The organism is Dactylosporangium cerinum (assembly GCF_042653625.1).
Lineage (GTDB): Bacteria > Actinomycetota > Actinomycetes > Mycobacteriales > Micromonosporaceae > Dactylosporangium > Dactylosporangium cerinum.
On the sequence record NZ_JBHSIU010000037.1, the window covers coordinates 315,063 to 342,050 of the forward strand.

Here is a 26,988-nt window from a genome sequence, read left to right on the forward strand (position 1 = left end):
GGCTCAGGTCTTGCGGCGGTACGCCCGGACGGCGAGCGGCGCGAAGACCGCAAGGATGCCCACGGACCACAGCAGGGTCTTCACCACCGCGTCGAGCACCGGCCCGCCGACCATCAACCCGCGCGCGGCCTGCATCGCGTCGGCGACCGGGTTGACCTTCACCCACGCCTGCAGCCAGCCCGGCAGCGTGTCCGTCGGGACGAGCACGTTGGTGCCGAACGTCAACGGGAACATGATCACGAAGCCGAGGCCCTGCACCGCGCCGGGCTCCCGGACGACCATGCCCAGCAGCACGAACATCCAGCTGAAGCTGAACGCCATGAACATCACCAGCAGGCACGCCGCGAGCACGGCCAGGGGGTTCGTGCCGAAGCGGAACCCCAGGACGTACCCGAAGCCGAGCATCACCACGATCGCCACCACGAAGCGGATCATGTCGCCGAGCACCCCGCCGATGAGCGGCGCGGACCGGCCGATCGGCAGGCTGCGGAACCGGTCGAAGACGCCCGTCTTGATGTCGGTGTTGAGGCTGACCCCGGTCGGCGCCGACGCGAACAGCACGTTCTGCACCAGCAGCGCCGGCAGCAGGAACTGCAGGTAGTCGTGCCGGGAGCCGGCGATGGCGCCGCCCAGCAGATACACGAACAGCACGATGAAGATGATCGGCTGCAGCGTCACGTCCAGCAGCTGCTCCGGGGTGCGCATGGTCTTGATGAGGCTGCGCCTGGCCATCACCAGGCTGTGCCTGACCAGGCCGAACGGCCGGCCCGGCACCGCCGCGATGATCGGCGTCTCCTTGGTGATCGTGGTCACGCCGCCACCTCCTGCTTCTTCTCGGTGCCGCGGGTCAGGGTGAAGAAGACCTCGTCGAGGCTCGGCAGGTGCAGCGACAGCTCGATGACGTCGATGCCGGCCTGCTCCAGCTGCCGGATCACGGTGCCGAGCACCTTCGCGTCGTCGACCGGCACCGAGAGCACCCCGCGACCGCGGGACTCGACCTGGCCCTTGGTGGTGCCGGCCAGGATCACCGAGACGGCGTCCAGGTGCGCCGGGTCGGCCGGCCGCACGCTGATCGTCTGGCCGCCGACGATGTGCTTGAGCTGTGCCGGCGTGCCGTGCGCGATCACCTTGCCGTGGTCGATCACGGAGATCTTGTCGGCGAGCGCGTCGGCCTCCTCCAGGTACTGCGTGGTGAGCAGGACCGTGGTGCCCTCCCGCACCTGGGCCCGGACCATGTTCCAGACGTCCTCGCGTTTCGCGGGGTCCAGGCCGGTGGTCGGCTCGTCGAGGTAGACGATGGCGGGCCGCCCGACCAGGCTCGCGGCCAGGTCGAGGCGCCGCCGCATGCCGCCGGAGTAGGTCTTGACCGGCCGGTCGGCGGCCTCGCTGAGGTCGAAGTCGGCGAGCAGCCCCGCCGCCCGCGACTTCGCCTCGCCGCGGCGCAGGTCCAGCAGCTGGCCGATGAGGACCAGGTTCTCGGTGCCGGTCAGGTCCTCGTCCACGGAGGCGAACTGCCCGGTCAGCCCGCTGATGCGGCGGACCGCGGCGGGATGCTTGACGACGTCGTACCCGCCGACGACCGCGGTGCCCGCGTCGGGGCGCAGCAGGGTGGCGAGGATGCGCACGGCGGTCGTCTTGCCGGCGCCGTTCGGTCCGAGGACCCCGAGCACGGTGCCGGGCTCGGCGGCGAGGTCCACGCCCGCCAGGGCGGTGGTCCTGCCGAACCGCTTGACCAGGCCGGTGGCCTGGAAAGCGAAGCTCATGGTGCGTTCCCCCTTTGATCTGTCCTTCGTCAGGGTGGCGCACGCCGCTGTCATTTCACGCACATCCGCCTGTCCTCATCGCACACGGCGGCCGGGTGTGATAGTAATTCCTACTAAGTAGATGCGAATACTGGAGAATCTGCGATGACTGTTGCAACCCGGACGGACCTGCTCTCCGTCGCCCGCTGGCACGCCTCGGACCCCGCGGCCTGGCCGTTCGAGCCCCGCTTCAACCCGCGGACCCGCTGGTACGGCAAGCTGCACACCGCCGACGACCACGAGGTCTGGCTGCTCACCTGGCTCCCGGGCCAGGCCACCGACCTGCACGACCACGGCGGCTCGGCCGGCGCGTTCACCGTCGTGTCCGGCGAGATCGTCGAGCAGACCGTGCACGACGGGTCACTGCGCAACACCACGATGGCCGAGGGCAGCGCCCGCCGCTTCGGCGCGCACCACGTGCACCGCGTCGTCAACGCCGGCACCCGCCCCGCCATCACCGTGCACGTGTACGGTCCCGCACTCACCGTCATGACCCGCTACCGTCTGCACGAGGGACGCCTCACCGTGGAGTCCATTCAGCAGGCAGGAGCCGACTGGTGACAGGTCGCTCGATCGACGACATCCTCGCGGACGCCCGGGCCCGCCTGGTCCGGCTGACGCCCGGCGAGGTGCCCGCCGACGCGGTGCTCGTCGACATCCGGCCGGCCGCGCAACGCGCGGCGGAGGGCGAGATCCCGGGCGCGCTGATCGTGGAGCGCAACGTCCTGGAGTGGCGGTTCGACCCGCGCAGCGACGCCCGGCTGCCCATCGCCGACCGCTACGACCTGCCCGTCGTCGTCTTCTGTTCCGAGGGCTACACGTCCTCCCTCGCCGCCGCCGCGCTGCAGGACCTCGGCCTGCACCGGGCCACCGACCTGGCCGGCGGCTTCCAGGCCTGGAAGCGGGCCGGACTGCCGGTCGCCGGAAGTGTCAAACTGGACGCGTGAAGCTGAAGCTCGACCTCCACGACATCTTCAACCGCAACGGCGACATCGACCGTGCGCTGAAGGGGATCATCAACGAGGCCGTGGCGAAACGCGCCACCCTCGTGGAGATCATCCCGGGGAAGGGGTCGGGAGCGCTCAAGAAGCGCGTCCTGCGGTTCCTGGACCAGCGTGAGATCAAGGCGCTCTACCACCGGGTCGAGAAGGACTCCGACAACTTCGGCCGCCTGTTCGTGCACTTCCGCTGGAACGAGTCCACCGGCCGCGGCCGCCGCTAGACCTTGATGTCCAGTGCGACCACGTTCGTCCCGTCCGCGCGGGTGCTCTCACCGGTGCGGACCTGCACCGTGGCGCCATCTGGGCTGTTCAAGCCGATGCCGTAGCTGACGTAGCCCTCGTAGTCGCCGACCTGCTCGTAGCCCCGCACCCGGCGGTAGCCGACGGCGCGCGGGCCCGTGCCGGCCTCGCTGCGGGCCGGGGTGAACACGATGCTCAGGAACGTCGCGCCGGGCAGCGTGACGGGGTCTCCGGAGCCGTCCCGCGTCACCTGCGGCACGATCTGGAAGGTGTACGAGGGCAGCGGCCCCCGGAACGCGAACGTGACCCGCTCGTAGCCGTCATCGGCATGATCACCGGCGCGCACCTCGACCAGGACCGGCACCGGGGGGACGGCGGGGTCGTGCGGGACGCTGACCTTCTGCGTGGGAACGGTCCAGCCCGGGGCTGTCGCCGTACCAGATGCGCTTGTGCTTGTGCTTGTTGCCGCCGGGGCGGATGTCGCCGTTTGGGGCTGGCTCCCCGAGGAGACCGGGGCGCAGCCGGCGAGCAGGACGACCGGGACGAGCAGCGACAGACGGGTCATGGAACATCGACGCGCGTGCCGGCCTTTCGGTTGTCCTCAGAACCCTTTCCGGTTGTCCTGAGAACCCTTTTCGGTTGTCTTCAGAACGCGTCGGCTGCGTCGGCGAGGGAGCAGACCGACACCAGGCGCAGCACCGTCCAGTCCGCGTCCGTCCAGTCGATGCTGTCCGGGGTCGGCAGCGGCCGGCCGTGCCGCTGGTGGACGGCGATGACGCTGCGGGCGTACCCGGCGAGGGAGATCGAGTCGATCGCCTTCCCGGCCGCGGTGATGCTCTGCCGGACCGCGGCGGCGTGCTGGTCGACCTTCGCCAGCAGGAACGGCTGCGCGAGGGCCTCGACCAGGCCGTCGACGCCGACCATGGCCATGACCTGGTCCAGGTAGAACCGGGCGTCGAGCTCGGCGGTGGCGAGGTAGCTCGCGTCGAAGGCGTTGACGGACTGGGTGGCGGGGGTGCGTTCGTTGCTCATGTCCGATGACGCTAGGCAGTCCGGGGGGTTGTGGAACCCCCAACAACCATCCGGCACCCGTTCATGACCCACTGCACTCCGTCCGGGCGACAAACCCTTGCTTTTCTCCTGGTTTCGTTCCTGGTGGGGCTGAACGTTTCTGTCGGTGGTGCCGTGCAGAATGTGGGCACCCCACAGGAGGCACACCTTGTCCGACCGAAGCTTCGCCGCACCGCCGCGGCGACCCCTCGCGGCCCTTGCGGCACTCGCGGCCCTCGCCGTGCTCGCGTTCCTCGGCGTCTACGACGTGCAGCCGCCGGCGCCGCGCCCCGCCTCGGCGCCCGCCGGTGACTTCTCCGCCGCCCGCGCGTTCACCCACGTCGAGCGGATCGGCCAGGAGGTCCACGTCACCGGCAGCCCCGCCGCCGACCGGGTCCGCGAGCACATCACGGCCACCCTCACCGGCTACGGGCTGCGGCCCGAGGTCCAGGACACCGTCGGGGTCAACGCGGGCAAGTTCGGCGACGGCGGCATGGCCCACGTCCGCAACGTCGTCGCCGTCCTGCCCGGTTCCGCCTCCACCGGCCAGGTCGTCCTGATGGCGCACTACGACTCCGTCCAGGTCAGCTACGGCGCCAACGACGACGGCGCCGGCACCAGCACCCTGCTCGAGGTCGCCCGTGCCCTGACCACCGGTGCGAAACCCCGCAACGACATCGTGTTCCTGTTCACCGACGCCGAGGAGGCCTGCCTCTGCGGCGCCGAGGCGTTCGTCAGCCGGCACCCCCTCGGCCAGAAACCGTCCGTCGTGCTCAACTTCGAGGCCCGCGGCAGCAGCGGCCCCGCCGTCATGTTCCAGACGTCCGTCGGCAACGCCGACCTCATCGACGTCTATGCCCGCACCCCGCACCCCGTCGGCACCAGCCTCGCCGTCGAGGTCTACCGGCTGCTGTCCAACGACACCGACTTCACCCCGTTCCTCGCGCAGCCCCGCTTCACCGGCCTCAACACCGCCTACATCGACGGGTCCAGCGTCTACCACAGCCCGTTCGACCGGCCCTCAACGATGGACCGGGCCAGCCTGCAGCACCACGGCGACAACGCCCTCGCCCTCGCCCGCGAGTTCGGCGGCGCCGACCTCCCGCCGCTGCTGCGCCCCGCCTCCGGCGACGCCGTCTACTTCCCGTTCGCCGGCTTCCTGCTGCGCTACCCGTCCGCGCTCACCTGGCCGATCGCCGCCCTCGCCCTGCTCGCCGTCGCCGCCCTGGTGTTCCTGGCCCGCCGCCGCGGCCTGACTTCCGTCCCGCGCACCCTCGCCGGCGTCGGCCTGGCCCTCGTGCCGCTCATCGCCGTCGCCGTCGCCGCCCAGCTGCTGTGGGCGCTGCTGGTCGCGGTGCGCCCCGGTTACGGTGAGTTGCTCGACCCGGCCCGGCCCACCTGGTTCCGCTTCGGCGTCGTCGCCCTCACCGCCGCCGTCCTGCTCGCCTGGTATGCCCTGACCCGCCGCCGGCTCGGCCCGGTCTCGCTCGCCACCGGCGCCCTGGGCCTCCTCGCGGTCCTCGGCCTGCTCTTCGCCGCCGCCATCCCCGGCGGTTCCTATCTCGTCGCGCTGCCCGCCCTGGCCGGCGCCTTGGCCGGCATCGCCGCGCTCTACGTGCCGCGCCCCTGGCTCGCGACCGCCGTCCTCACCGCCGGGGCCGGCGTCGCCGTGCTGATCCTCGCCCCGACCGTCGCCCTGTTCTTCCCCGCCCTGGGCCTCGCCACCGGCGCCGCCCCCGCCCTGTTCGCCGCGCTGCTCGGCCTCGCCGCTCTGCCCGTGCTCGAGCCCCTGTTCCGGCCCGCCTCGGCCACCCGGCACCGGCCGCTCGGCGCCGCCCCCGCCGCCGCGGCCCTCGCGGTCGCACTGGCCTGCACCACCACCGGCATGGTCGTCGACCGCTGGGACGCCGGGCACCCCGAGCCGACCCACCTCATGTATGCCCTGGACCGCGACACCAACACCGCCGAATGGGTCAGCCTCGAGCAGTCGCCGGGCGCCTGGACCTCGCGGTACGTCCACAACCACCAGGCCCTCGACCGCCTCTTCCCGGTCCTGCCCGCCGGCAAGCTGTCCGTCGGCCCCGCGGCGGCGGCTTCCCTGCCCGCCCCGACGGTGACCGTCCTGTCCGACACCACCGCCGGCGACCGCCGCACCGTCCGCTTCCGCCTCGCCTCGCAGCGCCCGGTCCGCTTCGTCTCGTTCTACGGCGAGGTCGGCTCGCACCGCGTCCAGCAGGCCACCGTCGAAGGCCGCGACGCCGTGCCGTTCCTCACCGGCCAGGACCGCTTCGGCGTCGTCTTCCACGGCCCACCCACCGACGGCATCGAGGTCACCCTGGTCCTGGAGGGCACCGGGCCGTTGCAGCTCCGGCTGGTGGACGGCAGCGACGGGCTGGAGGGGTTGCCGGGCTTTGTTCCGCGTCCTTCCACGGTGGGGGTGTTCGGCAGCCACTCCAGTGAGCTGGCGGCTGTGGCGGTTACCGCGACGGTCTGAGCTGCCTTTTCCGGGTCTTCCTGGCGCCGGCCGGTTCGTGGTTTGGCTGGCCGGCGCTGTGGTCGCCCGTTCCTGGCCGCTGGTTGCGGTCCGCGGTTCTGGTCAGCATGACCTTCAAATATTCGCCCGAACGTTGCGGGGACTTGATGGCACCGCCCGGCCTTCGGCCGTGCGACAGGGTGGCGTGGTCCCGGTCCGTGCCGTCTTGCGGTGATGCCAAGCCAGGTCCGCACTCACATGGTCCAGCGCCGTCGAGGTCGTCATTCGGTGGTGCCACACCGCCGCCGGTCACAAAAGCCGCAATCTCCCCGCCCCGCCCACGCCGGACCCGACGTTCGAACTACCTGGTGGATCAGTGGTCGCCGGCGACCACCAATCCACCAGGTAGTGCAAGACTGCCGCTCCGGACCCGCAGAACAACCCGGTGCATCCTCGCTACCCGGTGGATCGCTGTTGTCCCACGGGGGGTAATCCACCGGGTAGTTCAAGATTCCTGTTCGGGAGCGCTGGTACCACCCAGTCCAGTGATCGATGGCTTTCGTTCTTTGGCTGCAGGCGGTGTTGTAGCACCGAATGACGACTTCGACGGTGCTGGATCATGTGAGTGCGGACCTGGCTTGGCATCACCGCGAGACGGCTGTCAGGGTGACCACGCCACCCTGTCGCACGGACGCGCCAGCGGCCGGGCGGTGCCATCAAGTCCCCGCAACGTTGGGCGAATATTTGAAGGTCTGGTCGAAAAACCCACGCAGACCGCAACGGACCCGGCAGGGGCGACCGGGCCGCGTGGTCAACCACCGCGACGTTATCCACAGGAAAAAGATCTTGCTACCGGCCGCAGACGACCGGCGCCTACCGTCGGAGGTATGGCTGCGACGATCACGGTCGACGATGTGTGGCGGGTCCGCGGGGACTGGCGGGCGATGCGGGAGGCGGCGCTGCGGCTGCGGGACGAGCGCCGGGCCACCGCCGACGCGCTGCGCAGGTCGTCCGCGGCACTGCGGCACGGGCAGGAGCTGCTCGCCGTGATCCTGGACCGGGTGGACGTGCCGATGACGTTGGACGACGACGGGCGGCTGACGTTCTACCCAGCCGACGCCGACGACCTCGCGTCGCTGCGCCGGGCCGAACTGGCAGCGCGGGAAATCCAGGCGGCCCTGCACACCATCGTCGCGTCGCACCGGGCCGCGGCCCGGTGAGCTTCGGGAGCCGGAAAGAGGCCGGGTTACCGGGCCGCCCCGTCGTGCAGGAGACGGGGCGGCCCGGTAGCTGTTACTTCGCGCCGGCCTTGTCCAGGGCGGCGACGGCACCGCGGTGCAGGGGCACCGGGTCGGTCTTGCGGACCGTCTCCAAGGTGATGCCCTTGGCGGCGGCGTTGGCCTGGGCGAGCTCTGCACGCTTCTCGATGAGGGTCTTCGTCAGCACGCAGGCGAGGTTGGCGTCCATGTCCTCGCGGACGAGCAGGACGTTGGGCACCACGATCGTCTTCACGTCCGCCGAGGTCTTGTAGATGGACGCGGGGATCGTGCCCTCCTGGTAGGCGGGGCCGAGCTTCTGCATCTCCGGCAGGAGGCTGCCGAGGTCCAGCAGCTGGACCTTGTCGCCGGTGGTGGTGAACAGGTCCGTGAGGCCGCCGGTGGGCAGGCCGCCGGAGAAGAAGAAGGCGTCGATCGTGCCGGCCTTCATCGCGTCGGTCGTCTTGCCCAGGTCGAGGCGCTGCGGCTGGATGTCGGTGTCGGGGTTCAGGCCGGCGGCGGTGAGGATGCGCTTGGCGATGACCTCGGTGCCCGAGTTCGGCGAGCCGGTCGAGATCCGCTTGCCCTTCATGCCGGCGACGGACGTGATGCCGGCGTCCTTGCGGACGACGACCTGGGTGGCGTTGTCATAGATGCGGCCCAGCGCGGTGATCTTCACCGGCTTGCCGTCGAAGGCGGCCTTGCCCTGCACGGCGTCGGTGGCGCTGTCGAACAGGGAGAACGCGACCTGGTACTGGTCCTTGTCGAGGCCCTGGATGTTGGCGACGGACGCGCTGGTCTCCGCCGCGGTCGCCTTCACCTTGTCGTTGGTGGCCTTCGTGACCTGGGTTGCGAAGGCGTTGCCGACGACGTAGTAGACGCCGGTGGTGTTGCCGGTCGCGATCGAGATACGGGTGTCGGCGGTCACCTCGCAGGTGATCGCCGCGGCGGTGTTGGTGTCCTTCGTGTTCGCGTCCTGCCGGCCCCCGCAGCCGGCCAACGCGATGAGGGTCAATGTGGCGACCAGAATCCGGGATTTCACGCGGGTTCCTCCTCCAGAGATGGGGTTGCACGAGATACCTGGACGAACACCAGCAGTGCGGCGACCAGCAGCAGCGCGACGCCGGTGACGACTGTCCAGAGGGACAGCCACAACAGGGCCAGGGCGGCGAGCCCGGCGACGACCCGGGCCACGACACCCGCCCGGCCGACGCCGAGGAGCCAGCCACCGGCGGCGACGGACAGCGCGAGGACGCCGAGCGCGGACGCGACCAGCGCGAACCCGATGTCGTCCCAGCCGCCGAAACCCAGCAGGCCCCGGCCGGCCGGGGTGACCACGAACGCGATCGGCACCAGATACGCGGGCAGGGCGTACCGCAGTGTCTGCCACATCGTCGGGAAGACCTTGCCGCCGGTGACGGCCGCGGCGGCCACGGACGCGAGCGCGGTCGGCGGGGTAGCCTCGGACAGCACCGCGAAGTAGAAGATGAACATCGCGGTCGCGGGCTCGTCGATGCCGAGGTCGAGCAGCGCCTGCCCGATGATGACCCAGCCGATGATGAACGACGCGGTCACCGGCACCGCGAGCCCGAGCAGGGTCAGCGCGATCGCGGCGAACACGGCCGTCAACGCGATCACCGCGGTGTGCCCGCTCGCCAGGGACTGCGCCCAGTCGACCATCAGCCCCGACATCTGCGGGCCGAGACCCGTCTTCGTGGTGCTGGCGGTGATGATGCCGGCGGCGACGCAGACCGCGACGACGGGGAGCACACTGCGTACACCTGCCGCCAATGATTCGACAAGACGGCGCGGTGTCAGTCGGTGCCGGCGGTCCAGGAACGACAGCAACGCGGCGAGGACCGTGGCGTAGATGACCGCGCGGGTGGCCGGCTGCTCCAGCGCCAGCAGCACGATGATCACCAGCAGCGACGCGAAGTGGTACCCGAACCGGCCCAGCAACGCCCACGGCGACCGGACCCGCAACGCCACCGGCCGCGCCCCGAACCGCCGGGCGTCGATCTCGACGGCGAGCAGGATGCCGAGGTAGTACAGCAGCGTCGGGATCGTCGCCCAGCCGAGAACCGACAGGTACGACACGTTGAGGTACTCGGCGATGATGAACGCGGCCGCGCCCAGCGTCGGCGGCGACAGGATCGCGCCGACCCCGGCCGCCGCCAGCATCCCGCCGGCCCGGTCCGCGGGGTAGCCGGCCCGGCGCAGGATCGGCCAGGTGACCGCGCCGATGCTCACCGTCGTCGCCGCGCCCGACCCGGAGACGGTGCCGAGCAGAAACCCCGACGCGACGGCCGTGCGGCCCGCGGCGGACCGCGACCGCCGGAACGCCGCCACCGACAGCTCCACGAAGAACGCCCCTGCGCCGGACGCGTCCAGCACTGCGCCGTAGATGGTGAACAGCACGATGTACGACGCGGCGACGTCCAGCGGCGTGCCGTAGAAGCCGCTCTGCGAGTTGTACAGCGCGTCGACGATCTGATCGAAGTCCAGCCCGAGGTGGGCGAGCGACCAGTGCTGCGGCAGATACCCGCCGTAGTAGTCGTAGGCGAGAAACACCCCGCACACCACCGGCAGGACCCAGCCCGTGGTCCGCCGGCAGGCTTCGATGACGAGCACGAGCAACGCCGTTCCCATGGCGACGTCGATCGGGTCCAGCTGACCCTGCCGGTCCAGGAACGCGTTGTAGCCGCCGCTGGCGAACGGGAGCAGCGGATAGGCGCACGCCACGAGGGTCGCCACGGCGAGCAGCCAGTCCACGACGGTCGGTCCGCCCGCGGTGTTCGCGGGGGTAGGGGCGCCGGTCCGCTTCCGCCGGATCTGCAGGCCGGATGGGTACACCACGAAGACGAGCGGCAGGACGCCGCTGAGGAAGACGGCGAGGTAGTATTGACCGCCCTGGGCGAGCGGGCGGAACACCTGCCACAGCACCAGCACCGCGGACGCCGCGGCGACGGCGGTGACGCCGGCCTCGACCGGGCCGCGGAGGCGCCGGCCCGGCTTCTCGTCCTCGAACTGGGCGGCGAGCTCCCGGACGCTCTCGTTCTTGAGGGTCGAGTCCACATCCTCGACGGCCGCCGCCTCGACGGTCTCGTTCTCGAGCGGCTCGTTCTCGAGCGGCTCGTTCTCGAGCGGCTCGTTCTTGGGGGTCTCGTTCGTGGAGGTCTCGGCGTCGACGGCCGCGCGGGTGGGGTCGGTGTCGGCGGTGTCCGGATCGGGGTTCCGGGCAGGGTTCGGCCCGGGGTCTGCGGCGGGCTCCACCACGCCCGGCCTGGCGTTGTCAGGTTCCGGCACGGGCGGAGAGTACAAGATTTCATGAATATTCGTAACCGTGATTGTTCAGCTTTTGGTCGCGAATCGGCAACGGTGGGTCACCAGGCATGATTTGTGGCGTGTACGAGCTCGACGTGATCGCCGCCGACAGCCTCGGGCGCTTCGTCGCCAGGTGGTACGGGCTGCCCGACCGCCCCCGCCGGGACCTGTCCGGCGCGCCGGACCTCCTGCCGGAACCCCTCGCCGAGTGGCACCGCGTCGCGGCCCGGTACTCGCTGCCGCTGAGCCGCGACCACGTGATGATCGACCCCGCCGACCTCGTCGAGTCCGGCGGCCTGGTCCGTTTCTGGGCCGGCGTCGACGACTGGTACTCGTACGCCCCCAGAGACTCCGACCACGGCCCTGGAGACTCCGACCACGCCCGCGGAGACTCCGACCACGGCCCTGGAGGTTCCGACCACGGCCCTGGAGGTTCCGACGACGGCCCTGGAGGTTCCGACCACGCCCGTGGCGCCTTCGACCCGCTCGTGATCGAGAACGACACGGTCGGCACGGGCGTGCCGTTGTCCCGGTTCCTGGTGTACGCGGCGGTGTACGAGGCGACGTACACACCGCTGCACGGCCTCGTCTACATGTCGCCGGCCCCCGACGAGCTGCGTCAGGTCCGGCTTCGCCTGCGCGAGCTGGACGACCCGCTGTGGCGCTGGCCCGACCCGGCGACCCGCTACTACGGCGACGACGACCTGCTCGGCCACCTCGGCCCCGACCGGATCGTCCTGGCCGCCCGCCACCGCGACGCCCTTGGCCGCTTCGACGGCCTCGGCCTGCCGTGGGACTGGGACACCCGGACCGTGTGAGGCTGGAACGCCAGCACCGCAACCGTGTGGGACTGGACACCCGGACCGTGTGACGGGTGGGGTGCCGGTGCCGGCTGACCGCTTGACTACACCGTAGCCCAGCACTCCAAATCGGCCCGGAATGTCCCGAACGGTTCCATCACCCTCCGTAGCAACACATGGTCACGGCACGTGTACCAGCATTGCGCACACATCCTCGTCCTCCGGGATGTTGAGGCTGGTGACGAGGTGGGTGACCATGGCGTCGAAGTCGCTGAGGTCGATGTGCTCGCCGGCGCGGCGGACGAGGTCCAGGCCACCACCGCGCCGGCGGTCGGCGCGGGCCTGGCCGCCGGTGTAGAGCAGCACCCGGTCGCCGGGCGCCAGGGTCACGGTCGTGTCGGAGTACTGCATCTCCGTCACCTCGCCGAGCGGCAGACCCAGCGGGCCGGACAGGACGGTGCCCTGGCCGGCGGCGGTGTAGCGGACCGGGGCGACCTGCCCCGCGGCGGCCCAGCGCAGCTCGCGGGTCGCGGGGGAGTAGCGGGCCACGACGAGGCAGGCGGTGTGCTCGACCTCCATCGCGCACAGCATGCCGTTGACGGCACTGAGGATGGCGCCGGGTGTCAGGTCCAGGGCCGCGTAGGCGCGCACCGCATACCGCAGCCGCGCCGCGGTCGTCATCGAGGACAGGCCGCGGTCGTCGACGTCGCCGAGGACCAGGATCGTGCCGCCGTCGGGCAGGGAGGTGGCGTCGAACCAGTCGCCGTCGACGGTGCCGACGCGGTCCGCGGAGCGGCAGTGGCCGCAGATCTCGACGCCCTCCATGTGGCCGAGTTCGGGGTCGGTCGGCAGGAGGGCCTTCTGCAGGGCCTGCGCGGCGCGGCGTTCGTCGGCGAGGCGGTGCCGTTGCGCGGCCAGGGCCTCCTCGGCGCGGCGGAGCCGGGCCTCGATCGCGCGTTCCTCGGTGACGTCCTGGACGGTGCCGCGCACGGCGGTGACGTTGCCGGTGTCGTCGAACAGGGGTTCCGCGGTGAGGCGCAGCCGCCGGCCGTTGACCCGGCCCGCGCCGCGGACCTCGGCCAGCAGGTGCTTGCCCTCCACGACGGTGCGCCGCACGGCGTCCTGCACCGCCAGGAGGTCGTCGGCGTGGACGCTGGCGGTGAGCTCGTCGACCGGGACCCGGGCGGCGTCGCGGCCGCCGTGGAAGAGCCGGATCAGCTCCGGCGAGCAGCGGGGCTCGGGGTCGCGCAGCTCCCAGCAGAACGAGCCGACCCCGGCGATCCGCTCCGCCTGCAGCAACTGGTCGTAGAGCAGGTCGGCCTCGGTGGCGATGCGCCACACCGCGAACACGCGGTCCCACAGCCGCACGGCGTGCACGGAGATGGTCTGCGCCGCCGGCACCCCGTCGGTGCGCGGGTCGGCGCGCAGCCCTTCGAGGCGGCGGGGCTGACCGTCCTGCAGCATCCGGGCGAACTCCGGCAGCAGGGTCGTGCTGCCCAGGGTCGGATACGCGGCGAGGAGCGTGGCCTCGTCCGGGTCGACCCGGGCGGCGGTGAAGACCTGCCGGGCCATGACGTTGGCGTATTCGACGCGGAAGTCGACGAGCTGGCCGTCGACGGTGACCGGGGACAACAGCGCCGCGGGGTTGTGCAGGACGTCCACGACGGTCGGCAGCCACACCTGCGCCGGGGCGGCCTGCGCGCTCTCCTCGCCCTCGACGTGGAACCAGGCGCTGGCGATCTCGTCGCCGATGAGCGTGTCGATCTGCCGGGCGACCGGTTCGAGCAGCGCCGCCACGTATCGCCGCAGCTCGTCGCCGTCGGGCAGGCCGTCGGCCCAGCTCATGATGATCGCGCCGAGGACCCGCTCGCCGGAGATCAGCGGCGACGCGAGCACGGTGTCGCCGCTGAACGGCAGCTGGTCCATCACCGGGAACCGGCGGGTGACCTCCTCGCCGCCGACGAGCCAGATCGTCTCGACCTCCTGGACGGCGACGACCAGCGGCAGCGCCGGGTCCGGGGGGATGCGCGACCAGCGGCTGCGGACCTCGCCGGGGATGCCGAACGCGCCGACGCAGCGCTGCGCCCCGTCCGGGTCGAGCAGTGTGATCATGATCGCGGTCGGCGGGGGCCACGCGGTCGGGGCGGTGCCGAGCACCTCGGCGATCTCGTCGTAGCCGCGCGTCGCTGCGATCCGCGCGCTGAGCAGCTGGTGCTGCGACTGCAGGGCCTCGACCTCGGGCGTGCGGCTCGCCCGGCGCCGTGGCTTTTCCACCTGCGGCGCCGGTACGTCGGAAGCCGGCACTGTCCGGGTCCGGCTGCGCGCCACGTGCTGCCGCAGCTCGTCATCGATGAGATTCACCACATCGGGTGCGTCCGGGTCCGGTGACGTGGTGCCGACGATCGCCGCGGCGACCTCGATCAGCTTGATGTTGGTGCGCTGCGACAACCGGACCAGCTGATCGAACCCCTGGTCCGGGCTGACCCCGAGCCGCTCCACGAGCACACCCTTGGCCTGCTCGATCACGGCGCGGTTGCGCATCGCGGTGCGGACGCCGGTGAGCTCGGCCCGCAGCTTGGCGACCAGCGCGGCGAGCGCCTCGGCCGGCTCGGCGCTGCCGCCATCGGCGGGCGCCTGCCCAGACGCCTGCCCAGCCGGCTCGGTGCCCGACCGACCAGTGCCCGACGGCTTGGCCACCATGCCCTCCACATCCTCGCTCCGTGCTGCCGCACGACCCGCGTCCGTACCTGCGTCCACCGAGCCGGTTGCGACTCGACCGTTGATGTTTACCACCATCCTGCCCGGGTAGGGGCCTTGGCAGGTCAGGGCAGTCGGCCAGGTGGAGGTGCGCACAGTGCAACAGGCATCTTCGTCGCGGGCGGGTGCGGGTTGAGGATCGCGATCGTGTCGGTGCACGCGAGCCCCCTCGCGCTCGGGGGTTCGGGCACCGGCGGCCAGCACACCCACGTCACCGCGCTCGCCGAGGCGCTCGGACGCCGCGGGCACGACGTGCGGGTCTACACCCGCCGGGACGGGGCCGCGCCCGACGACGTGGTCCGGACCGCGGACGGGTACACCGTCGAGCACGTGCCGGCCGGCCCCGCGGAGGAACTGCCCGTCGACGCGCTGCTGCCGCACGTCGGTGACTTCGGCCGGTGGCTCGCCGCGCACTGGCGCGACGACGCGGCCCGCCCCGACGTCATCCACGGCCACTTCTGGCTCAGCGGGCTGGCCGCCCTCACCGCCACCGCCGAGCACCGGATCCCGGTCGTGCAGACGTACCACGGGCTCGGCACGGTCAAGCGGCGCCTGCTCAAGGACCACGACAGCAGCCCCGAGGCCCGGGTCGGCCTGGAACGCACCCTCGGCACGATGGCCGACCGGGTCGTCGCGCAGTGCGAGGACGAGGTCACCGAGCTCGGCCGGATGGGTATCCGCCGCGCCGACACGGTGATCGTGCCGTCCGGCGTCGACGGTGAACGGTTCGCGCCCAGCGGCCCCCGCGCCGACCATCTGCGGCCCGGGATGCGCCGCATCCTCAGCGTCGGGCCGCTCCTGCCCCGCAAGGGCTTCGCCGATCTCGTCGAGGCGCTGCGCCGGGTCCCCGGTGCCGAGCTCGTCGTCGTCGGGGGACCGGCACCGGACCGGATCGACCGTGACCCGGAGGCGCGGCGGCTGATGGAGCTCGCCGACCGGTGCGGCGTCGGTGACCGGGTCCGGCTCGTCGGTGCGGTGCCGCAGCAGGACCTGCCCGGCTGGTACCGCTCCGCCGACGTCCTCGCCTGCGCGCCCTGGTACGAGCCGTTCGGCCTCACGCCCCTGGAGGCGATGTCGTGCGGGGTGCCGGTCGTCGCGTACGAGGTCGGCGGCATCGGGGAGAGCGTCATCGACAACGTGACGGGCCTGCTGGTGCCACCGCGGGACGTGCCGGCGATGGCGGGCGCGCTGCGCGGGCTGCTCGGCGACGAGGTGCGCCGGATGAGCTACGCCAGCGCCGCGATCGACCGGGTCCGCTCCCGGTACACCTGGGAACGCACCGCCGCGGACGTCGAACGGGTCTACCGGGCGGTGACCGGGGAGGGCACCACGACCGGCGACGCCGAGACCGACGCCGATGCCGACGCCGACGACGAGGCGCTCACCGACGTCACTTCGTAACCTTGTCATCACAGGGCGGCAGGCGTACGTTTGTATGACCCGCAGCATCAGCTGAACAGCTGATATCCGCGATCGTCAAACAGCCGCGATCGCCGTCGGCGGGTGCGCGCCGGACGCTCGAGACCAGGGCGTTCATCTGGCGACTCTCCTCCCGTGGCCGCAGCCCGCACAGTGGCGCACGGCCATGGCAGCGCAGGCAGGGGGATCCCCCATGACCGCCACCGCCCACCGTCCCGTGACCAAGCCCGCCACCGCCCGCCGCCGGACCGCGAAACCCACCGCGCAGCAGGCGGTGCAGTCGGCCGCGCCACCCGCCGCCACCCGCCGCCGGGCGGCGAAAACCACAGCGGAACCGGCCGCTCGGCGTGCGGCGCAGACCGTCACGCAGGTCGTCGCGCCGACGGTCGTCGTCGCGCAGTTGGTCGTCGAACCGGCGGTCCGGCCGGTCGCCCCCGCCCCGCCCGGCCGAGGGCGCAACCGCGGCCGGCACCGGGACGGCGAGGTCGAGGCGCACTCGCTGCTCCAGCTCCTGCCCGACCTGCCCGCCGGCAGCCCCGCCCGGGAGCGCACCCGCGCCCGGATCATCGAGCTGCACCTGCCGCTCGCCGAGTACCTCGCCCGCCGGTTCCGCAACCGCGGCGAGCTCCTCGACGACCTGAACCAGGTCGCCACCATCGGCCTCATCAAGGCCGTCGACGGCTACGACCCGGCCCGCGGTGCCGTGTTCACCAGCTACGCCATCCCGATGATCGTCGGCGAGCTCAAGCGGCACTTCCGGGACAAGGGCTGGGACGTGCGCGTGCCCCGCCGCCTGCAGGAGCTCCGCCTGGAGATCTCCAAGGTCTCCGGTGACCTCGCGCAGGAGCTCGGCCGCTCACCGACCGTCGCCGACCTCGCGAAGAAGCTCGAGGTGAGCGAGGAGGACGTCATCGAGGGCATCGAGTCCGGTCACGCCTACCGGGCCCTGTCGATCAACGCGCCGGCCAACGGCGAGGAGGCCGGCGCCGAGCTCGCAGATCTCCTCGGCAGTGTCGACCGCGACCTGGAGGCCGTCGACGACCGGGAGTCGCTGCGGCCGCTGATCGTCCAGCTGCCGGAGCGCGAGCAGAAGATCATCGCGATGCGGTTCTTCGGCAACATGACCCAGACCCAGATCGCCGACCGGCTCGGCATCTCCCAGATGCACGTCTCCCGGCTGCTCGCCCACGCCCTGACCCACCTGCGCGGCGCCCTGGTGGCACCGCTGTGACGTCGCTGAGGGCGAAGGGCGGCAGCCCCCGCTACGCGTGGGCCAGCACCGAGGACAGCTGGTACACGTTGTAGGCCTGCTTGATCACCGGGTGGGCGACGTTCCGGACGGGAACACCGCCAGGCGTCGTCCCCCGCTCCGATCCGGCGTGCGCGTGCCCGTGGACCGCGAGCCCGACCCCGGGCGCCGCGTCGATCGCCTGCGCCAGGAGATACGAACCGAGGAACGGGTAGATCTCCAGCGGCTCGCCCTGCAGCGTCTCCGGCACCGGCGAATAATGCGTCAACGCGATCCGCACGTCGCAGTCGAGCTCAGCGAGGGCGGCCCCGAAGCACTCCGCCAGCTCCCGGCTGTGCCGGGTGAACGCCTTCATCTCCGGTTCGCCGAACTCGCTGGCACAGGCGCCCGCGAACCCGCCGCCGAACCCCTTCGTCCCGGCGATCCCGACGCGGACGTCACCGACCCGCAGGACGGTGCCGGAGCACTCCAGGACGGTGATCCCGCCGCTCTCGAGCACCTTCGTCACGTCCGCCTGCTCGTCGCAGTGATAGTCGTGGTTGCCGAGGATCGCGATCACCGGCACCGCGAGCCCGCCGAACTCCTGTGCCACGCACCGCGCCTCGTCGGCGGTGCCGTGCCGGGTCAGGTCACCGGCCAGCAGCAGCATGTCGGCCTTGGCGCCGACGTGTTCGAGGGCCGGCCGGTACCGGCCGAGCACGTCGGCGTCGAGGTGGACGTCGCCGACCGCGGCGACCCTGACGCAACCACTGACGCAACCTTCGGCTTCGGACGTCATAGTTCCTCCACGTCGCTCGGCTCGTTGACCCGGGTGAGCCCGATGTTGCAGCGCACCGGCAGCGCCGGGAACGCCTCGGCGACTACCCGGCAGATCAAATCGCGGCGTTCGGCGCTCTCCACCTCGCCGACGAGGCTGACCCCGTCCTCGGTGCGGACCACCCGGATGCCCTGTTCGGCGATCCGGACGTCCTCGATCAGCAGTTGGTGCAGCTCGCTCTCGACGTGCTGGTCAATGATCACGAGTGCCTCCTCACAGGGAAGCGGCGAGGGCGCTGGTCTCGTCCAGCGACATCACGCCGAGGCGGTCGATCAAGAACAGGAAAGCATGTGCGTACGGGGAGTGTGCCGTTTCCCGGTAGACGCGGGGCCAATCGATCTGTTCCCGCAGTGACCGCGCGACCGGCAACCCCCGGGCGTAGTCGCAGTAGTGCGCCGACCACGTCAGCACCTTGTGGATCATCAGTTCGGTCGCGGACAGCACCGGCATGTGGGACGCGTTGACGGCGATCACGTCGGTGTCGGCGAGGGTCGCGTCCGTCACCGGCCGTTGCACCGGGCAGAAGATGAAGTCGATCAGGTTGTCCTGATCCCCCACTGAGTCGAACGCCTTCACCAGCCAGCCCTCGGGCGGCACCTCACCGCGGAACCCGACATCCGACAGGGCGGTCAGGACCCGTTCGGCGTCCTCGGCCTTGATGAGGAAGTCGATGTCGTGGTCGACGGACTCGCCGCCGCGCGCGTAGACCGCGAAGCTGCCGGCCAGGCAGAACGGGATGCCCGAGTCCTTCAGGTGATACGCGGCGCGTTTCAGCGTGGCGATCAGCGGCTGCCTGTCCTCCGGAACTGCCATAAATAGCGGCTTACCCGTCAGGTCATTCCGTCACACGCACCGATTGCGGCAGCCGCGGGAAGAGTTCGGTCTCCTCCTCCTGAACGTGTTCCCGGACCGTCTCCAGCAGCGTCTCCAGCAGCAGCCGGAACTCGGGGTCCACGTCGTTGAGCGCGGTCAGCCGCGCCACGAGTTCGTCGATGCGCTGGTGCTCGGCGGCCTCGTACTCGGCGAGTTCGGCCGGCAGGTGCCCGTGCAGCAGCCGCTCCTCGGTCGCGGTGTGCGCGGCCAGCATGGTGACCGCGGCGTCGAGGGCGGTCCGCCGGGCAGCCGGCGACTGCGCCGTCTCGATGTCGGCGAACAGCGACTCGAGCCGGCGGTGTTCGGCGACGAGCAGGCCGACGAGGTCCTGCACCATGGTCAGCCCCCCAGATTCCGTGGCTCAGGCATGCGTTGGCGTACCCGGCGCGCCACCCGGCTAACCGTCATGCAGCAGACCTGATCGATATGGGCGTGGCGGACTTCCGCGGGGGTTGGCACGTGTGTTCGAATATCTCCTCATGGAGCGTAGGAAGCACTGGTGGAACGGCACCTGGGGGCGGCTCGCCCGCCGCGACATCTATCTGTTCGAGGACGCCGGTCACTGGTGGGTCGAGTCCCGTGAGGGCGGCGCCGAGGGGCGGGTGCGCACCTACGAGTTCGACGCCGAGGAGCCCGCGATGGACTGCGTCTCCGGGCTGCTGGCCCAGCCGGGGGAGTGGCGGGAGCTGCGCTGAGCGTGCCCGTGGCGGGCGGCGTCGACCGGGAGGCGGGTGGCGGCAACCGTGCTGCACCCGGTTGACGCAACGAATCGCTGTTCGCTGGGCGTACCAGACAAGGAAAACGCGACAACAAGCAATTTTCCGCAATGGAACGCTGAGCTCGGCCCGCCTAGGTTTGATCGCATGAGCCGTCGCTACCTGATGTGTCGACCCACGTACTTCGCCGTTGACTACGCGATCAACCCCTGGATGGACCCGACCGCGCCCGTCGACGCCGGCCTCGCCGTCGCACAGTGGACCAGGCTGCACGAGCTCTACCTGTCCCTCGGTCACACCGTCGACCTCATCGACCCGCTGCCCGGGCTGCCCGACATGGTGTTCGCCGCCAACGGCGCCACCGTCGTGGACGGCAAGGTCTACGGCGCCCAGTTCCGCCACCCGGAGCGCGCCGACGAGGGCCCCGCCTACCTGGCGTGGTTCGACCAGCAGGGCTTCGACGTGTACGCGGCGAAGAGCGTCAACGAGGGCGAAGGCGACATCCTCCTCGCCGGTGAGCACCTCCTCGCCGGCACCGGCCTGCGCACCGAGCTCGCCGCGCACGCCGAGGCCCAGGAACTGTTCGGCCGGCCCGTGATCACCCTGCAGCTCGTCGACCCGCGCTACTACCACCTCGACACCGCGCTCACGGTCCTGTCGCCGACCAACGTCGCCTACTACCCGGGCGCGTTCTCGCCCGGCAGCCAGGCGGTGCTGCGCCGGCTGTACCCGGACGCCGTCATCGCCACCGCCGCCGACGCCGCCGTCCTCGGCCTCAACGCCGTCAGCGACGGCCACCGCGTCGTCCTGCCGTCCGCCGCCACCCGCCTCGCCGAAGCGCTAGCGTCGAAAGGGTTCCAGCCGGTTCCGGTCGACGTGTCCGAACTGCACAAGGCCGGTGGCGGACCGAAGTGCTGCACGCTGGAGGTGCGCGCATGACCACCGCTCTCACCGGGCACACCGGCCTTCTTGTCGATCAGGCCGAGCGCTGGACCGCGCACAACTACCACCCGCTGCCGGTCGTCCTCGCCTCCGGTGAGGGCGCCTGGGTCACCGACGTCGACGGCCGCCGCTACCTGGACTGCCTCGCCGGCTACTCCGCGCTCAACTTCGGCCACCGCCACCCGGCGTTGATCGGGGCCGCGCACGAGCAGCTGGACCGGATCACGCTGACCAGCCGCGCGTTCCTGCACGACCAGTTCGGCCCGTTCTGCCAGGAGCTCGCGGAACTGTGCGGCAAGGACCTGGTCCTGCCGATGAACACCGGCGCCGAGGCCGTCGAGACCGCGATCAAGGTGGCCCGCAAGTGGGGCTACAAGGTCAAGGGCGTCCCCGACGGCCAGGCCACCATCGTCGTGGCCGCCGACAACTTCCACGGCCGCACCACCACGATCATCAGCTTCTCCACGGACCCGGACGCGCGCGCCGACTTCGGCCCGTACACGCCCGGCTTCCGGATCGTGCCGTACGGCGACCTGGCCGCCCTCGCCGACGCCGTCGACGACACCACCGTCGCCGTGCTCATCGAACCCATCCAGGGCGAGGCCGGTGTGCTCGTCCCGCCCGGCGACTACCTGCCCGGCGTCCGGCAGCTGTGCACGTCCCGCAACGTGCTCTTCATCGCCGACGAGGTCCAGTCCGGCCTCGGCCGCACCGGCGAGACGTTCGCCTCCACCCCGGTCGTCCCCGACATGTACGTGCTGGGCAAGGCCCTCGGCGGCGGCATCGTGCCGGTGTCGGCGATCGCGGCCTCACACGACATCCTCGGCGTCCTGCGCCCCGGCGAGCACGGCTCCACGTTCGGCGGCAACCCCCTCGCGTGCGCCGTCGCCCGTGCCGTCATCGCCCTGCTGAACACCGGCGAACCCCAGGCGAACGCCAGGACCGTCGGCGCGCACCTGCACGAGCGCCTCAACGCCCTCGTCGGCCATGGCCTGACCGCCATCCGCGGGCGCGGCCTGTGGGCGGGCATCGACATCGACCCGGCGCTGATGACGGGCCGGCAGGCGTGCGAGGCGCTGATGGCCCACGGCGTCCTGGCGAAGGACACCCACGGCTCGACGCTGCGGCTTGCCCCGCCGCTGCTGGTGAGCAAGCAGGAAGTGGACGTGGCCGTCAACGCGCTGCACGTGGTGCTGAAGGGCTGAAGGCTGACCGCCGCCAACCCGTTGCCACGCATGGTGATGGGTTGGCGACGGGTTCGGAGATCGATTAGGAGTGTTGGGGTACGGTGCCAGTGAGCAGCCGGCCGGGACCGAACCTCCGACGTTCGGTCCGAGGATCGAGCGGCGGTCCGCGGGTGGAGTGACGACGGTTCGCGGGTTGGAGCGACGGTCCGCGGTTCGCGGGTGCGGCGACGGGTCAGCCGAACCGGCCGCGGTGCTCGGGGAGAGTGGCCGGCTCGGACTCGGGTCAGGTGCGGTGGAACAGGCGGCCGAACCAGCCGCGGTGTTCGCCGGCGGCGGCCGGCTCGGACTCGTGGAACGGGCACGCCGTCGGCTCGTCCGGGACCTGCGGCACGATCGGCGAGCGGCCCCGCCGGCCGAGCTCACGGGCGTCGGTGTCCAGGTAGAAGGCGGGCCGCTGGTCTGCCTCGTGGTAGTACCGGTGGAACACCCCGGTCGCCGCGCCGCTCATCGGCGGGACGATCCAGCTCCAGTCCGCGGGGGTCTCCCGGCCGGCGCGTTCCTCGCTGGCGATGTGGGCCAGGAACCGCTCCGACTCGCTGTGGTGGTCGCTGATCCGGGCGCCGGCCTGGTCGAAGGACCACAGCACGGCCCGGTTGAGTTCGAGCAGGGCGCCGTCGCGCCACAGGGACCGTTCGGTGCTGGTGTCCAGGCCCATGCGTTCGGCGATGACCGGCAGCAGGTTGTAGCGGTCGGCGTCGGCGAGGTTGCGGGCGCCGATCTCGGTGCCCATGTACCAGCCGTTGAACGGGGCGAGGGGGTAGTCGACCCCGCCGATGGTGAGCCGCATGTTGGCGATCGCGGGGACGGCGTGCCAGCGCAGGCCGAGTTCGGCGAACCAGCGCAGGGTCGGGTGCTCGATCGGCACCTCCCAGACCGCGCTCTCGGGCAGGTCGTAGAGGTTGACGTCGCCGCCTGGGCCTTCGATCGCGATGGGGAGCACGTCGAAGGGGTTGTCGGGTTTGCCGCGCCAGCCGTACTGCTGCAGCGTCTCGGTGAACTGGGTGTAGCGGGGGTCGCCGACGATCGTGCCGGCGTGGGGCCCGTCGGTGTGGCGGTGGCCGGCGTAGCGGATCAGCTGCTCGTTCCACAGGCGGGAGTTGTCGCGGCCGGGGACGTGCTGGGCGAAGACGGAGATGACGGGGCGGATCACGTTGCGTTCGCGCTGGCCTGCCAGGCGCAGGTGCCGCACGAGCTCCTCGAAGATCTCGTCCGGGGCGACGATCTTGCGTAGGTCGCGCACCACGAGGCTGCGCCAGTAGAGCCGGCCGATGCAGCGGCTCGCGTTGCGCCACGCGACGCGGCAGCCGAAGACCAGTTCGGCGTGCGTATGGGCGTACGTGCCCGTTTCGGCGATCTCGTCGGTGATCCGGGCGAGGCGTTCCCTCAGGTCGCCCCGCTGCGGGTTCTCCCGGTAGTACTGCTCGAGGAAGTCCTCCGCCTCCCGGGGATCTACGGACAGGTGCGGATCCCACTGCTGACCTGGTATGTCGCGGTACCCAGGCACGCTCACACTGACCTCCCAACGCCGACGGGTTCCCAGGGGTAGTTCCGACGCGGCAAGGAGTTCATGTTGGGTGTTTCACAGCCGCCAGAGTCGCACAACGTGTGCGCTCTGTGTCGGTGAGTCAGCGATGCAAGATGCAAAACGGCAGGGGCACTCTGGCCGAAAGTACGACCGGAGTGCCCCTGGAGAGCGGGGGAGCGCTAGCCCGACGCGACCCGCCGCAGCTTGGCGAGGTACGTCTGGGCGACGACGACCAGCGCGATGAACGTCCCGCTGATCACCGTCTGCCAGGCCGACGAGACGCCGCCGTCCTGGTTGATCAGGTTCTGGATCACCTGGAGCAGCAGGACCCCGGCGATCGTGCCGCCGAGGGTGCCGGCGCCGCCGGTGAGCAGGGTCCCGCCGACGACGACGGCGGCGATCGCGTCGAGCTCCATGCCGGTGCCGAGCACGGTGACGCCGGAGCCGAGGCGGGCCGCGTTGATCGACCCGGCGAGCCCGGCGAGGAGCCCGGACAGGACGTAGACCCGGATCTGGGTGCCGCGGATCCGCACGCCCATCAGCCGGGCCGCGTCCTCACTGCCGCCGATGGCGTAGACGGACTGCCCGAAGCGGGTGCGGTACAGCGTCACCATGCCGATCACGAAGAGCACCGCGACCAGGTAGACGGCGTACTTGATGCCGAACAGCTCGCCCTTGCCGAAGTCCTTGAAGGCGCCGGGGTCCACGAGGTAGGTGGTGCCGCCCTCGTCGGACAGGGCGAGCATGAGCCCCCGCGCGCCGAGGAGCCCGGCGAGCGTCACGATGAACGGCGCCAGCCGCGCGTACGCGATGACGAGGCCCTGCACGAGCCCGAACAGCCCGCAGACCGCGAGGGGCACCGCGAACGCGGCCGCGATCCCGTACTGCGAGGCCCACGCCGCGAGGACCCCGCCGAGGACGTAGAGCGAGCCGACGGACAGGTCGATCCCGCCGGTGATGATCACGAAGGTCATGCCGAGCGCGATCAGGGCCGCCGGCGCGGCCGAGACGAGAATGGTGCCGGCGTTGTCGAAGCTACGGAAGTCGTCGTACACGACGAGGCCGACGACGAGCACGATGGCGAGGACGGCGAGGGCGCCCTGGCGCTGGACGAGCTCGACGATGCGCTCGGTGCGCAGCGAGGCCGCCTCGGCCTTCTCGAGCTTGGGTTCGGCGACGAGCGTCATCGGGTCCTCCGTTCGCGGGCCGTGTAGACCGCGACCAGGATGATGACCGCCTGGACCATCTGGGCGGTCGAGTCCTTCAGGTTGTTGGCGATCATCGTCGCGGTCAGCAGCTGCATGAGGAAGGCGCCGGCGACGGTGCCGAGGACGCGGACCTTGCCGCCGGTCAGCGGGGTGCCGCCGACGACCACCGCGGTGATCGCGGACAGCTCGATGAGCAGGCCGATGCGGGACGCGTCGGCGGAGCCGATCCGGGACACCTGGATCACGCCGGCGATCGCGGCGAGGACCGCGGCGATGACGTACACGGTGATCAGGACCCGCTTGACGGGGACGCCGGCGAGCTGGGCGGCGGCCCGGTTGTCGCCGACGGCGAGCAGCCGCCGGCCGAACACGGTCCGGCGCACGACGAACCCGACGACGACGGCGAGGACGGCGGCGATCCACACCGTGTAGGGCACGCCGAGGAACGCGTCGGTGCCGATGGCGAGGAAGTCCTTGTCGCGGATGTCCTTGTACTTGCCGTTGGACACGACCAGGGCGACGCCGCGGCCGGCGACGAGCATGGCGAGGGTCGCCACGATCGGCTGGAGCCCGACGAACGCCACGAGGCTGCCGTTGATGAGGCCCACGAACACGCCGCCGACGACGGCGAGCGCGATCGCCGGGATCATCCCGTACCCGAGGTACAGGGGGATGAGCGCGGCGCCGAGCGCCATCACGGACCCGACGGACAGGTCGATGCCCTCGGTGCCGATGACCAGGGCCATCCCGAGCGCGACGATGACGACCGGGGTGACCTGGACGAGCTGGATGCGCAGGTTGTTCCAGGCGAGGAAGTTGTCGGTCCAGGCGATGTTGAACAGCACGAGGACGGCGAGCGCCACGTACACGCCGTACACGGGCAGCAGCCGGCGCACGGTTGCCGCGTCGAAGCCGCGGCTCTTGGCAAGGGACGGCGCCGTCATGACGCCGCCGTCGCGATCACGTTCATCAGATGCTCCGTAGTCACTTCGGCGCCGCGCAGCTCGCCGGCGACGGCGCCGTCGCGCAGCACGACCACACGGTCGGAACCCTCGACGAGTTCCTCGGCGTCGGAGGAGACGAGGACGACGCCGAGGCCTTCCGCGGCGAGCTCGTCGATGAGCGCCTGGACCTCGGCCTTCGCGCCGACGTCGATGCCGCAGGTGGGCTCGTCCAGCAGCAGCACCTTGGGCCCGGTCGCGAGGAGCCGGGCGAGGAGGACCTTCTGCTGGTTGCCGCCGGACAGGTCGCCGACGCGCTGGTGCGGGCCGGAGGCCTTGATCCGCAGCCGGGAGATGAAGGTCTCGACGATCTTGTCGATCTTGCGTTCGGAGACGACGCCGGCGGTCGACAGGCGGGGCAGGACGGCCAGGGCGATGTTCTCCCGGATCGACAGGCCCAGGGCGAGGCCCTCGGCCTTGCGGTCCTCGGGCTGCACCGCGATGCCGGCCTTGAGCGCGGCGACCGGGTTGGGCCGGCGCAGGGCGGCGCCGTCGACCTCGACGGTGCCGCTGTCCAGTGGCAGCGCCCCGGCGACGGCCTTGATGGTCTCGCTGCGACCGGCGCCGAGCAGCCCGCCGAGGCCGACGACCTCGCCGGGGAGCACCTCGAAGCTGATCCCGGTGAGCTTGTGCCGGCTGTTGAGGTCGGCGCACCGCAGGACGGGCCTGCCGCCGGCGGCCGAGTGCTCGCCGCCGAAGCTGGTGAAGCCGGCCTTGCGCACGTCGGACATCGGCCGGCCGAGCATGTGCGAGACCAGTTGCAGCCGGTCGAGGTCCTTGATGAGGCCGGTGTGCACGAGCTTGCCGTCGCGCAGGATGGTGACGGCGTCGCAGATGCGGTACAGCTCGTCGAGGCGGTGGCTGACGTAGATGATGCCGACGCCGCGTTCGTGCAGGCGCTGGATGACCCCGAACAGCGTCTCGACCTCGCGGGGTTCGAGCGATGACGTCGGTTCGTCCATGACGACGACGCGGGCGTCGACCATGACCGCGCGGGCCAGCGCGACCATCTGCTGCGCGCCGAGCGCCATGAGGCCCAGCGGGCGGCGCACGTCGGAGGTGATGCCGTAGCCGGCCAGGATCTCGGCGGCCTCCCGGTTCATCCGGGCGACGTCGACGAGGCCGAGCCGGTTGCGGGGTTCCCGGCCGAGGAAGAGGTTGCGCGCCACGCTCATCAGCGGGACGAGGTTGACCTCCTGGTAGATGGTCGAGATCCCGTGCGCGAGCTACGCCGCGTTCGGGGTGTACCGCATTCACTCATCCTCCAACTTTTTCTGTCAAGACTTCC

At 71.2% G+C, this 26,988-nt stretch carries 26 protein-coding genes; 11 read left to right on the forward strand and 15 right to left on the reverse strand.

Features of this window, described 5'->3' with window-relative positions:
- Window positions 1–3 precede the first annotated feature (3 nt).
- Together ACFPIJ_RS28080 and ACFPIJ_RS28085 are read right to left on the reverse strand one after the other, a co-directional pair.
- Window positions 4–813, reverse strand: a complete 810-nt coding sequence (locus ACFPIJ_RS28080) for an ABC transporter permease (protein WP_380119001.1) — start codon at window positions 811–813, stop codon at window positions 4–6.
- On the reverse strand, window positions 810–1,763 hold the full coding sequence (locus ACFPIJ_RS28085) for an ATP-binding cassette domain-containing protein (RefSeq protein WP_380119003.1): 954 nt from the start codon (window positions 1,761–1,763) through the stop codon (window positions 810–812). Before ACFPIJ_RS28085 ends, ACFPIJ_RS28080 begins: the two co-directional genes overlap by 4 nt.
- A 144-nt stretch (window positions 1,764–1,907) precedes the next feature.
- On the opposite strand from ACFPIJ_RS28085, the gene ACFPIJ_RS28090 reads away from it, so the two are divergent.
- Genes ACFPIJ_RS28090 through ACFPIJ_RS28100 form a run of 3 tightly spaced genes read left to right on the forward strand, consistent with a single transcriptional unit; the run spans window position 1,908 to window position 3,024 of the window.
- Entirely contained in the window at window positions 1,908–2,363 is a 456-nt protein-coding gene (locus ACFPIJ_RS28090; RefSeq protein WP_380119006.1) for a cysteine dioxygenase, read from the forward strand.
- Window positions 2,360–2,749, forward strand: coding sequence for a rhodanese-like domain-containing protein (locus tag ACFPIJ_RS28095; RefSeq protein ID WP_380119008.1), 390 nt, complete (start codon window positions 2,360–2,362; stop codon window positions 2,747–2,749). The genes ACFPIJ_RS28090 and ACFPIJ_RS28095 overlap by 4 nt, the downstream gene beginning before the upstream one ends.
- Complete coding sequence (locus ACFPIJ_RS28100) at window positions 2,746–3,024, forward strand: Smr/MutS family protein (protein WP_380119010.1); 279 nt, start codon at window positions 2,746–2,748, stop codon at window positions 3,022–3,024. Before ACFPIJ_RS28095 ends, ACFPIJ_RS28100 begins: the two co-directional genes overlap by 4 nt.
- Here the strand turns inward: ACFPIJ_RS28100 and ACFPIJ_RS28105 are convergent.
- Both ACFPIJ_RS28105 and ACFPIJ_RS28110 read right to left on the reverse strand, forming a co-directional pair.
- A complete protein-coding gene (locus ACFPIJ_RS28105; protein ID WP_380119012.1) occupies window positions 3,021–3,608 on the reverse strand; it encodes an AMIN-like domain-containing (lipo)protein in 588 nt (195 codons plus the stop codon). The two genes, ACFPIJ_RS28100 and ACFPIJ_RS28105, sit on opposite strands and share 4 nt — an antisense overlap.
- Before the next feature lie 80 nt (window positions 3,609–3,688).
- A complete protein-coding gene (locus ACFPIJ_RS28110) occupies window positions 3,689–4,075 on the reverse strand; it encodes a DUF6401 family natural product biosynthesis protein (protein WP_380119014.1) in 387 nt (128 codons plus the stop codon).
- A 187-nt stretch (window positions 4,076–4,262) separates the two neighbouring features.
- Between ACFPIJ_RS28110 and ACFPIJ_RS28115 the strand changes: the two genes are divergently transcribed.
- Both ACFPIJ_RS28115 and ACFPIJ_RS28120 read left to right on the forward strand, forming a co-directional pair.
- The gene (locus ACFPIJ_RS28115) at window positions 4,263–6,587 is read left to right on the forward strand and encodes a M28 family peptidase (RefSeq protein ID WP_380119017.1); all 2,325 of its coding nucleotides are present in this window, start codon (window positions 4,263–4,265) and stop codon (window positions 6,585–6,587) included.
- Between the two features lie 866 nt (window positions 6,588–7,453).
- Window positions 7,454–7,786 carry a hypothetical protein gene (locus tag ACFPIJ_RS28120; protein WP_380119020.1) on the forward strand — a complete coding sequence of 111 codons (333 nt, stop codon included), beginning with the start codon at window positions 7,454–7,456 and terminating at the stop codon, window positions 7,784–7,786.
- A 73-nt stretch (window positions 7,787–7,859) separates the two neighbouring features.
- Here ACFPIJ_RS28120 and ACFPIJ_RS28125 read toward each other — a convergent pair whose 3' ends face one another.
- Window positions 7,860–8,864, reverse strand: coding sequence for a TAXI family TRAP transporter solute-binding subunit (locus ACFPIJ_RS28125; protein WP_380119022.1), 1,005 nt, complete (start codon window positions 8,862–8,864; stop codon window positions 7,860–7,862).
- The gene (locus ACFPIJ_RS28130) at window positions 8,861–11,128 is read right to left on the reverse strand and encodes a TRAP transporter permease (protein WP_380119024.1); all 2,268 of its coding nucleotides are present in this window, start codon (window positions 11,126–11,128) and stop codon (window positions 8,861–8,863) included. The genes ACFPIJ_RS28125 and ACFPIJ_RS28130 overlap by 4 nt, the downstream gene beginning before the upstream one ends.
- A 98-nt stretch (window positions 11,129–11,226) precedes the next feature.
- Between ACFPIJ_RS28130 and ACFPIJ_RS28135 the strand changes: the two genes are divergently transcribed.
- Window positions 11,227–11,964 carry a hypothetical protein gene (locus ACFPIJ_RS28135; protein ID WP_380119026.1) on the forward strand — a complete coding sequence of 246 codons (738 nt, stop codon included), beginning with the start codon at window positions 11,227–11,229 and terminating at the stop codon, window positions 11,962–11,964.
- A 162-nt stretch (window positions 11,965–12,126) separates the two neighbouring features.
- Here the strand turns inward: ACFPIJ_RS28135 and ACFPIJ_RS28140 are convergent, their stop codons facing one another.
- Window positions 12,127–14,646: a SpoIIE family protein phosphatase gene (locus ACFPIJ_RS28140; protein WP_380119173.1), complete on the reverse strand. Its 2,520-nt coding sequence runs from the start codon at window positions 14,644–14,646 to the stop codon at window positions 12,127–12,129.
- A 189-nt stretch (window positions 14,647–14,835) separates the two neighbouring features.
- On the opposite strand from ACFPIJ_RS28140, the gene ACFPIJ_RS28145 reads away from it, so the two are divergent.
- Window positions 14,836–16,104 carry a glycosyltransferase gene (locus tag ACFPIJ_RS28145; protein ID WP_380119028.1) on the forward strand — a complete coding sequence of 423 codons (1,269 nt, stop codon included), beginning with the start codon at window positions 14,836–14,838 and terminating at the stop codon, window positions 16,102–16,104.
- Between the two features lie 211 nt (window positions 16,105–16,315).
- Entirely contained in the window at window positions 16,316–17,353 is a 1,038-nt protein-coding gene (locus ACFPIJ_RS28150; RefSeq protein ID WP_380119030.1) for an RNA polymerase sigma factor SigF, read from the forward strand.
- Between the two features lie 31 nt (window positions 17,354–17,384).
- Here ACFPIJ_RS28150 and ACFPIJ_RS28155 read toward each other — a convergent pair whose 3' ends face one another.
- The 4 genes from ACFPIJ_RS28155 to ACFPIJ_RS28170 are packed head-to-tail and all read right to left on the reverse strand — an operon-like array spanning window position 17,385 to window position 19,398.
- Complete coding sequence (locus tag ACFPIJ_RS28155) at window positions 17,385–18,149, reverse strand: metallophosphoesterase family protein (protein WP_380119032.1); 765 nt, start codon at window positions 18,147–18,149, stop codon at window positions 17,385–17,387.
- Window positions 18,146–18,391 (reverse strand): hypothetical protein, encoded by a 246-nt coding sequence (locus ACFPIJ_RS28160; RefSeq protein ID WP_380119034.1) that lies wholly within the window; start codon window positions 18,389–18,391, stop codon window positions 18,146–18,148. The genes ACFPIJ_RS28155 and ACFPIJ_RS28160 overlap by 4 nt, the downstream gene beginning before the upstream one ends.
- Before the next feature lie 10 nt (window positions 18,392–18,401).
- Window positions 18,402–19,001 (reverse strand): nucleotidyltransferase domain-containing protein, encoded by a 600-nt coding sequence (locus tag ACFPIJ_RS28165; protein ID WP_380119036.1) that lies wholly within the window; start codon window positions 18,999–19,001, stop codon window positions 18,402–18,404.
- Between the two features lie 22 nt (window positions 19,002–19,023).
- On the reverse strand, window positions 19,024–19,398 hold the full coding sequence (locus tag ACFPIJ_RS28170) for a hemerythrin domain-containing protein (RefSeq protein ID WP_380119039.1): 375 nt from the start codon (window positions 19,396–19,398) through the stop codon (window positions 19,024–19,026).
- 142 nt (window positions 19,399–19,540) lie between these two features.
- Between ACFPIJ_RS28170 and ACFPIJ_RS28175 the strand changes: the two genes are divergently transcribed.
- The 3 genes from ACFPIJ_RS28175 to rocD all read left to right on the forward strand — a co-directional run bounded on the left by ACFPIJ_RS28175 (window position 19,541) and on the right by rocD (window position 21,924).
- Window positions 19,541–19,756: a hypothetical protein gene (locus tag ACFPIJ_RS28175; protein ID WP_380119041.1), complete on the forward strand. Its 216-nt coding sequence runs from the start codon at window positions 19,541–19,543 to the stop codon at window positions 19,754–19,756.
- Between the two features lie 168 nt (window positions 19,757–19,924).
- Complete coding sequence (ddaH, locus tag ACFPIJ_RS28180; RefSeq protein ID WP_380119044.1) at window positions 19,925–20,716, forward strand: dimethylargininase; 792 nt, start codon at window positions 19,925–19,927, stop codon at window positions 20,714–20,716.
- A complete protein-coding gene (gene rocD, locus ACFPIJ_RS28185) occupies window positions 20,713–21,924 on the forward strand; it encodes an ornithine--oxo-acid transaminase (protein WP_380119046.1) in 1,212 nt (403 codons plus the stop codon). Before ddaH ends, rocD begins: the two co-directional genes overlap by 4 nt.
- Window positions 21,925–22,189: 265 nt before the next feature.
- Here rocD and ACFPIJ_RS28190 read toward each other — a convergent pair whose 3' ends face one another.
- From ACFPIJ_RS28190 to ACFPIJ_RS28205, 4 genes are all read right to left on the reverse strand, one after another.
- Window positions 22,190–23,476, reverse strand: coding sequence for a nitric oxide synthase oxygenase (locus ACFPIJ_RS28190; RefSeq protein ID WP_380119048.1), 1,287 nt, complete (start codon window positions 23,474–23,476; stop codon window positions 22,190–22,192).
- Between the two features lie 194 nt (window positions 23,477–23,670).
- Window positions 23,671–24,678, reverse strand: coding sequence for an ABC transporter permease (locus tag ACFPIJ_RS28195; protein WP_380119050.1), 1,008 nt, complete (start codon window positions 24,676–24,678; stop codon window positions 23,671–23,673).
- Complete coding sequence (locus ACFPIJ_RS28200) at window positions 24,675–25,643, reverse strand: ABC transporter permease (protein WP_380119052.1); 969 nt, start codon at window positions 25,641–25,643, stop codon at window positions 24,675–24,677. The genes ACFPIJ_RS28195 and ACFPIJ_RS28200 overlap by 4 nt, the downstream gene beginning before the upstream one ends.
- Window positions 25,640–26,914, reverse strand: a complete 1,275-nt coding sequence (locus tag ACFPIJ_RS28205; protein WP_380119175.1) for a sugar ABC transporter ATP-binding protein — start codon at window positions 26,912–26,914, stop codon at window positions 25,640–25,642. The genes ACFPIJ_RS28200 and ACFPIJ_RS28205 overlap by 4 nt, the downstream gene beginning before the upstream one ends.
- Between the last annotated feature and the right edge of the window lie 74 nt (window positions 26,915–26,988).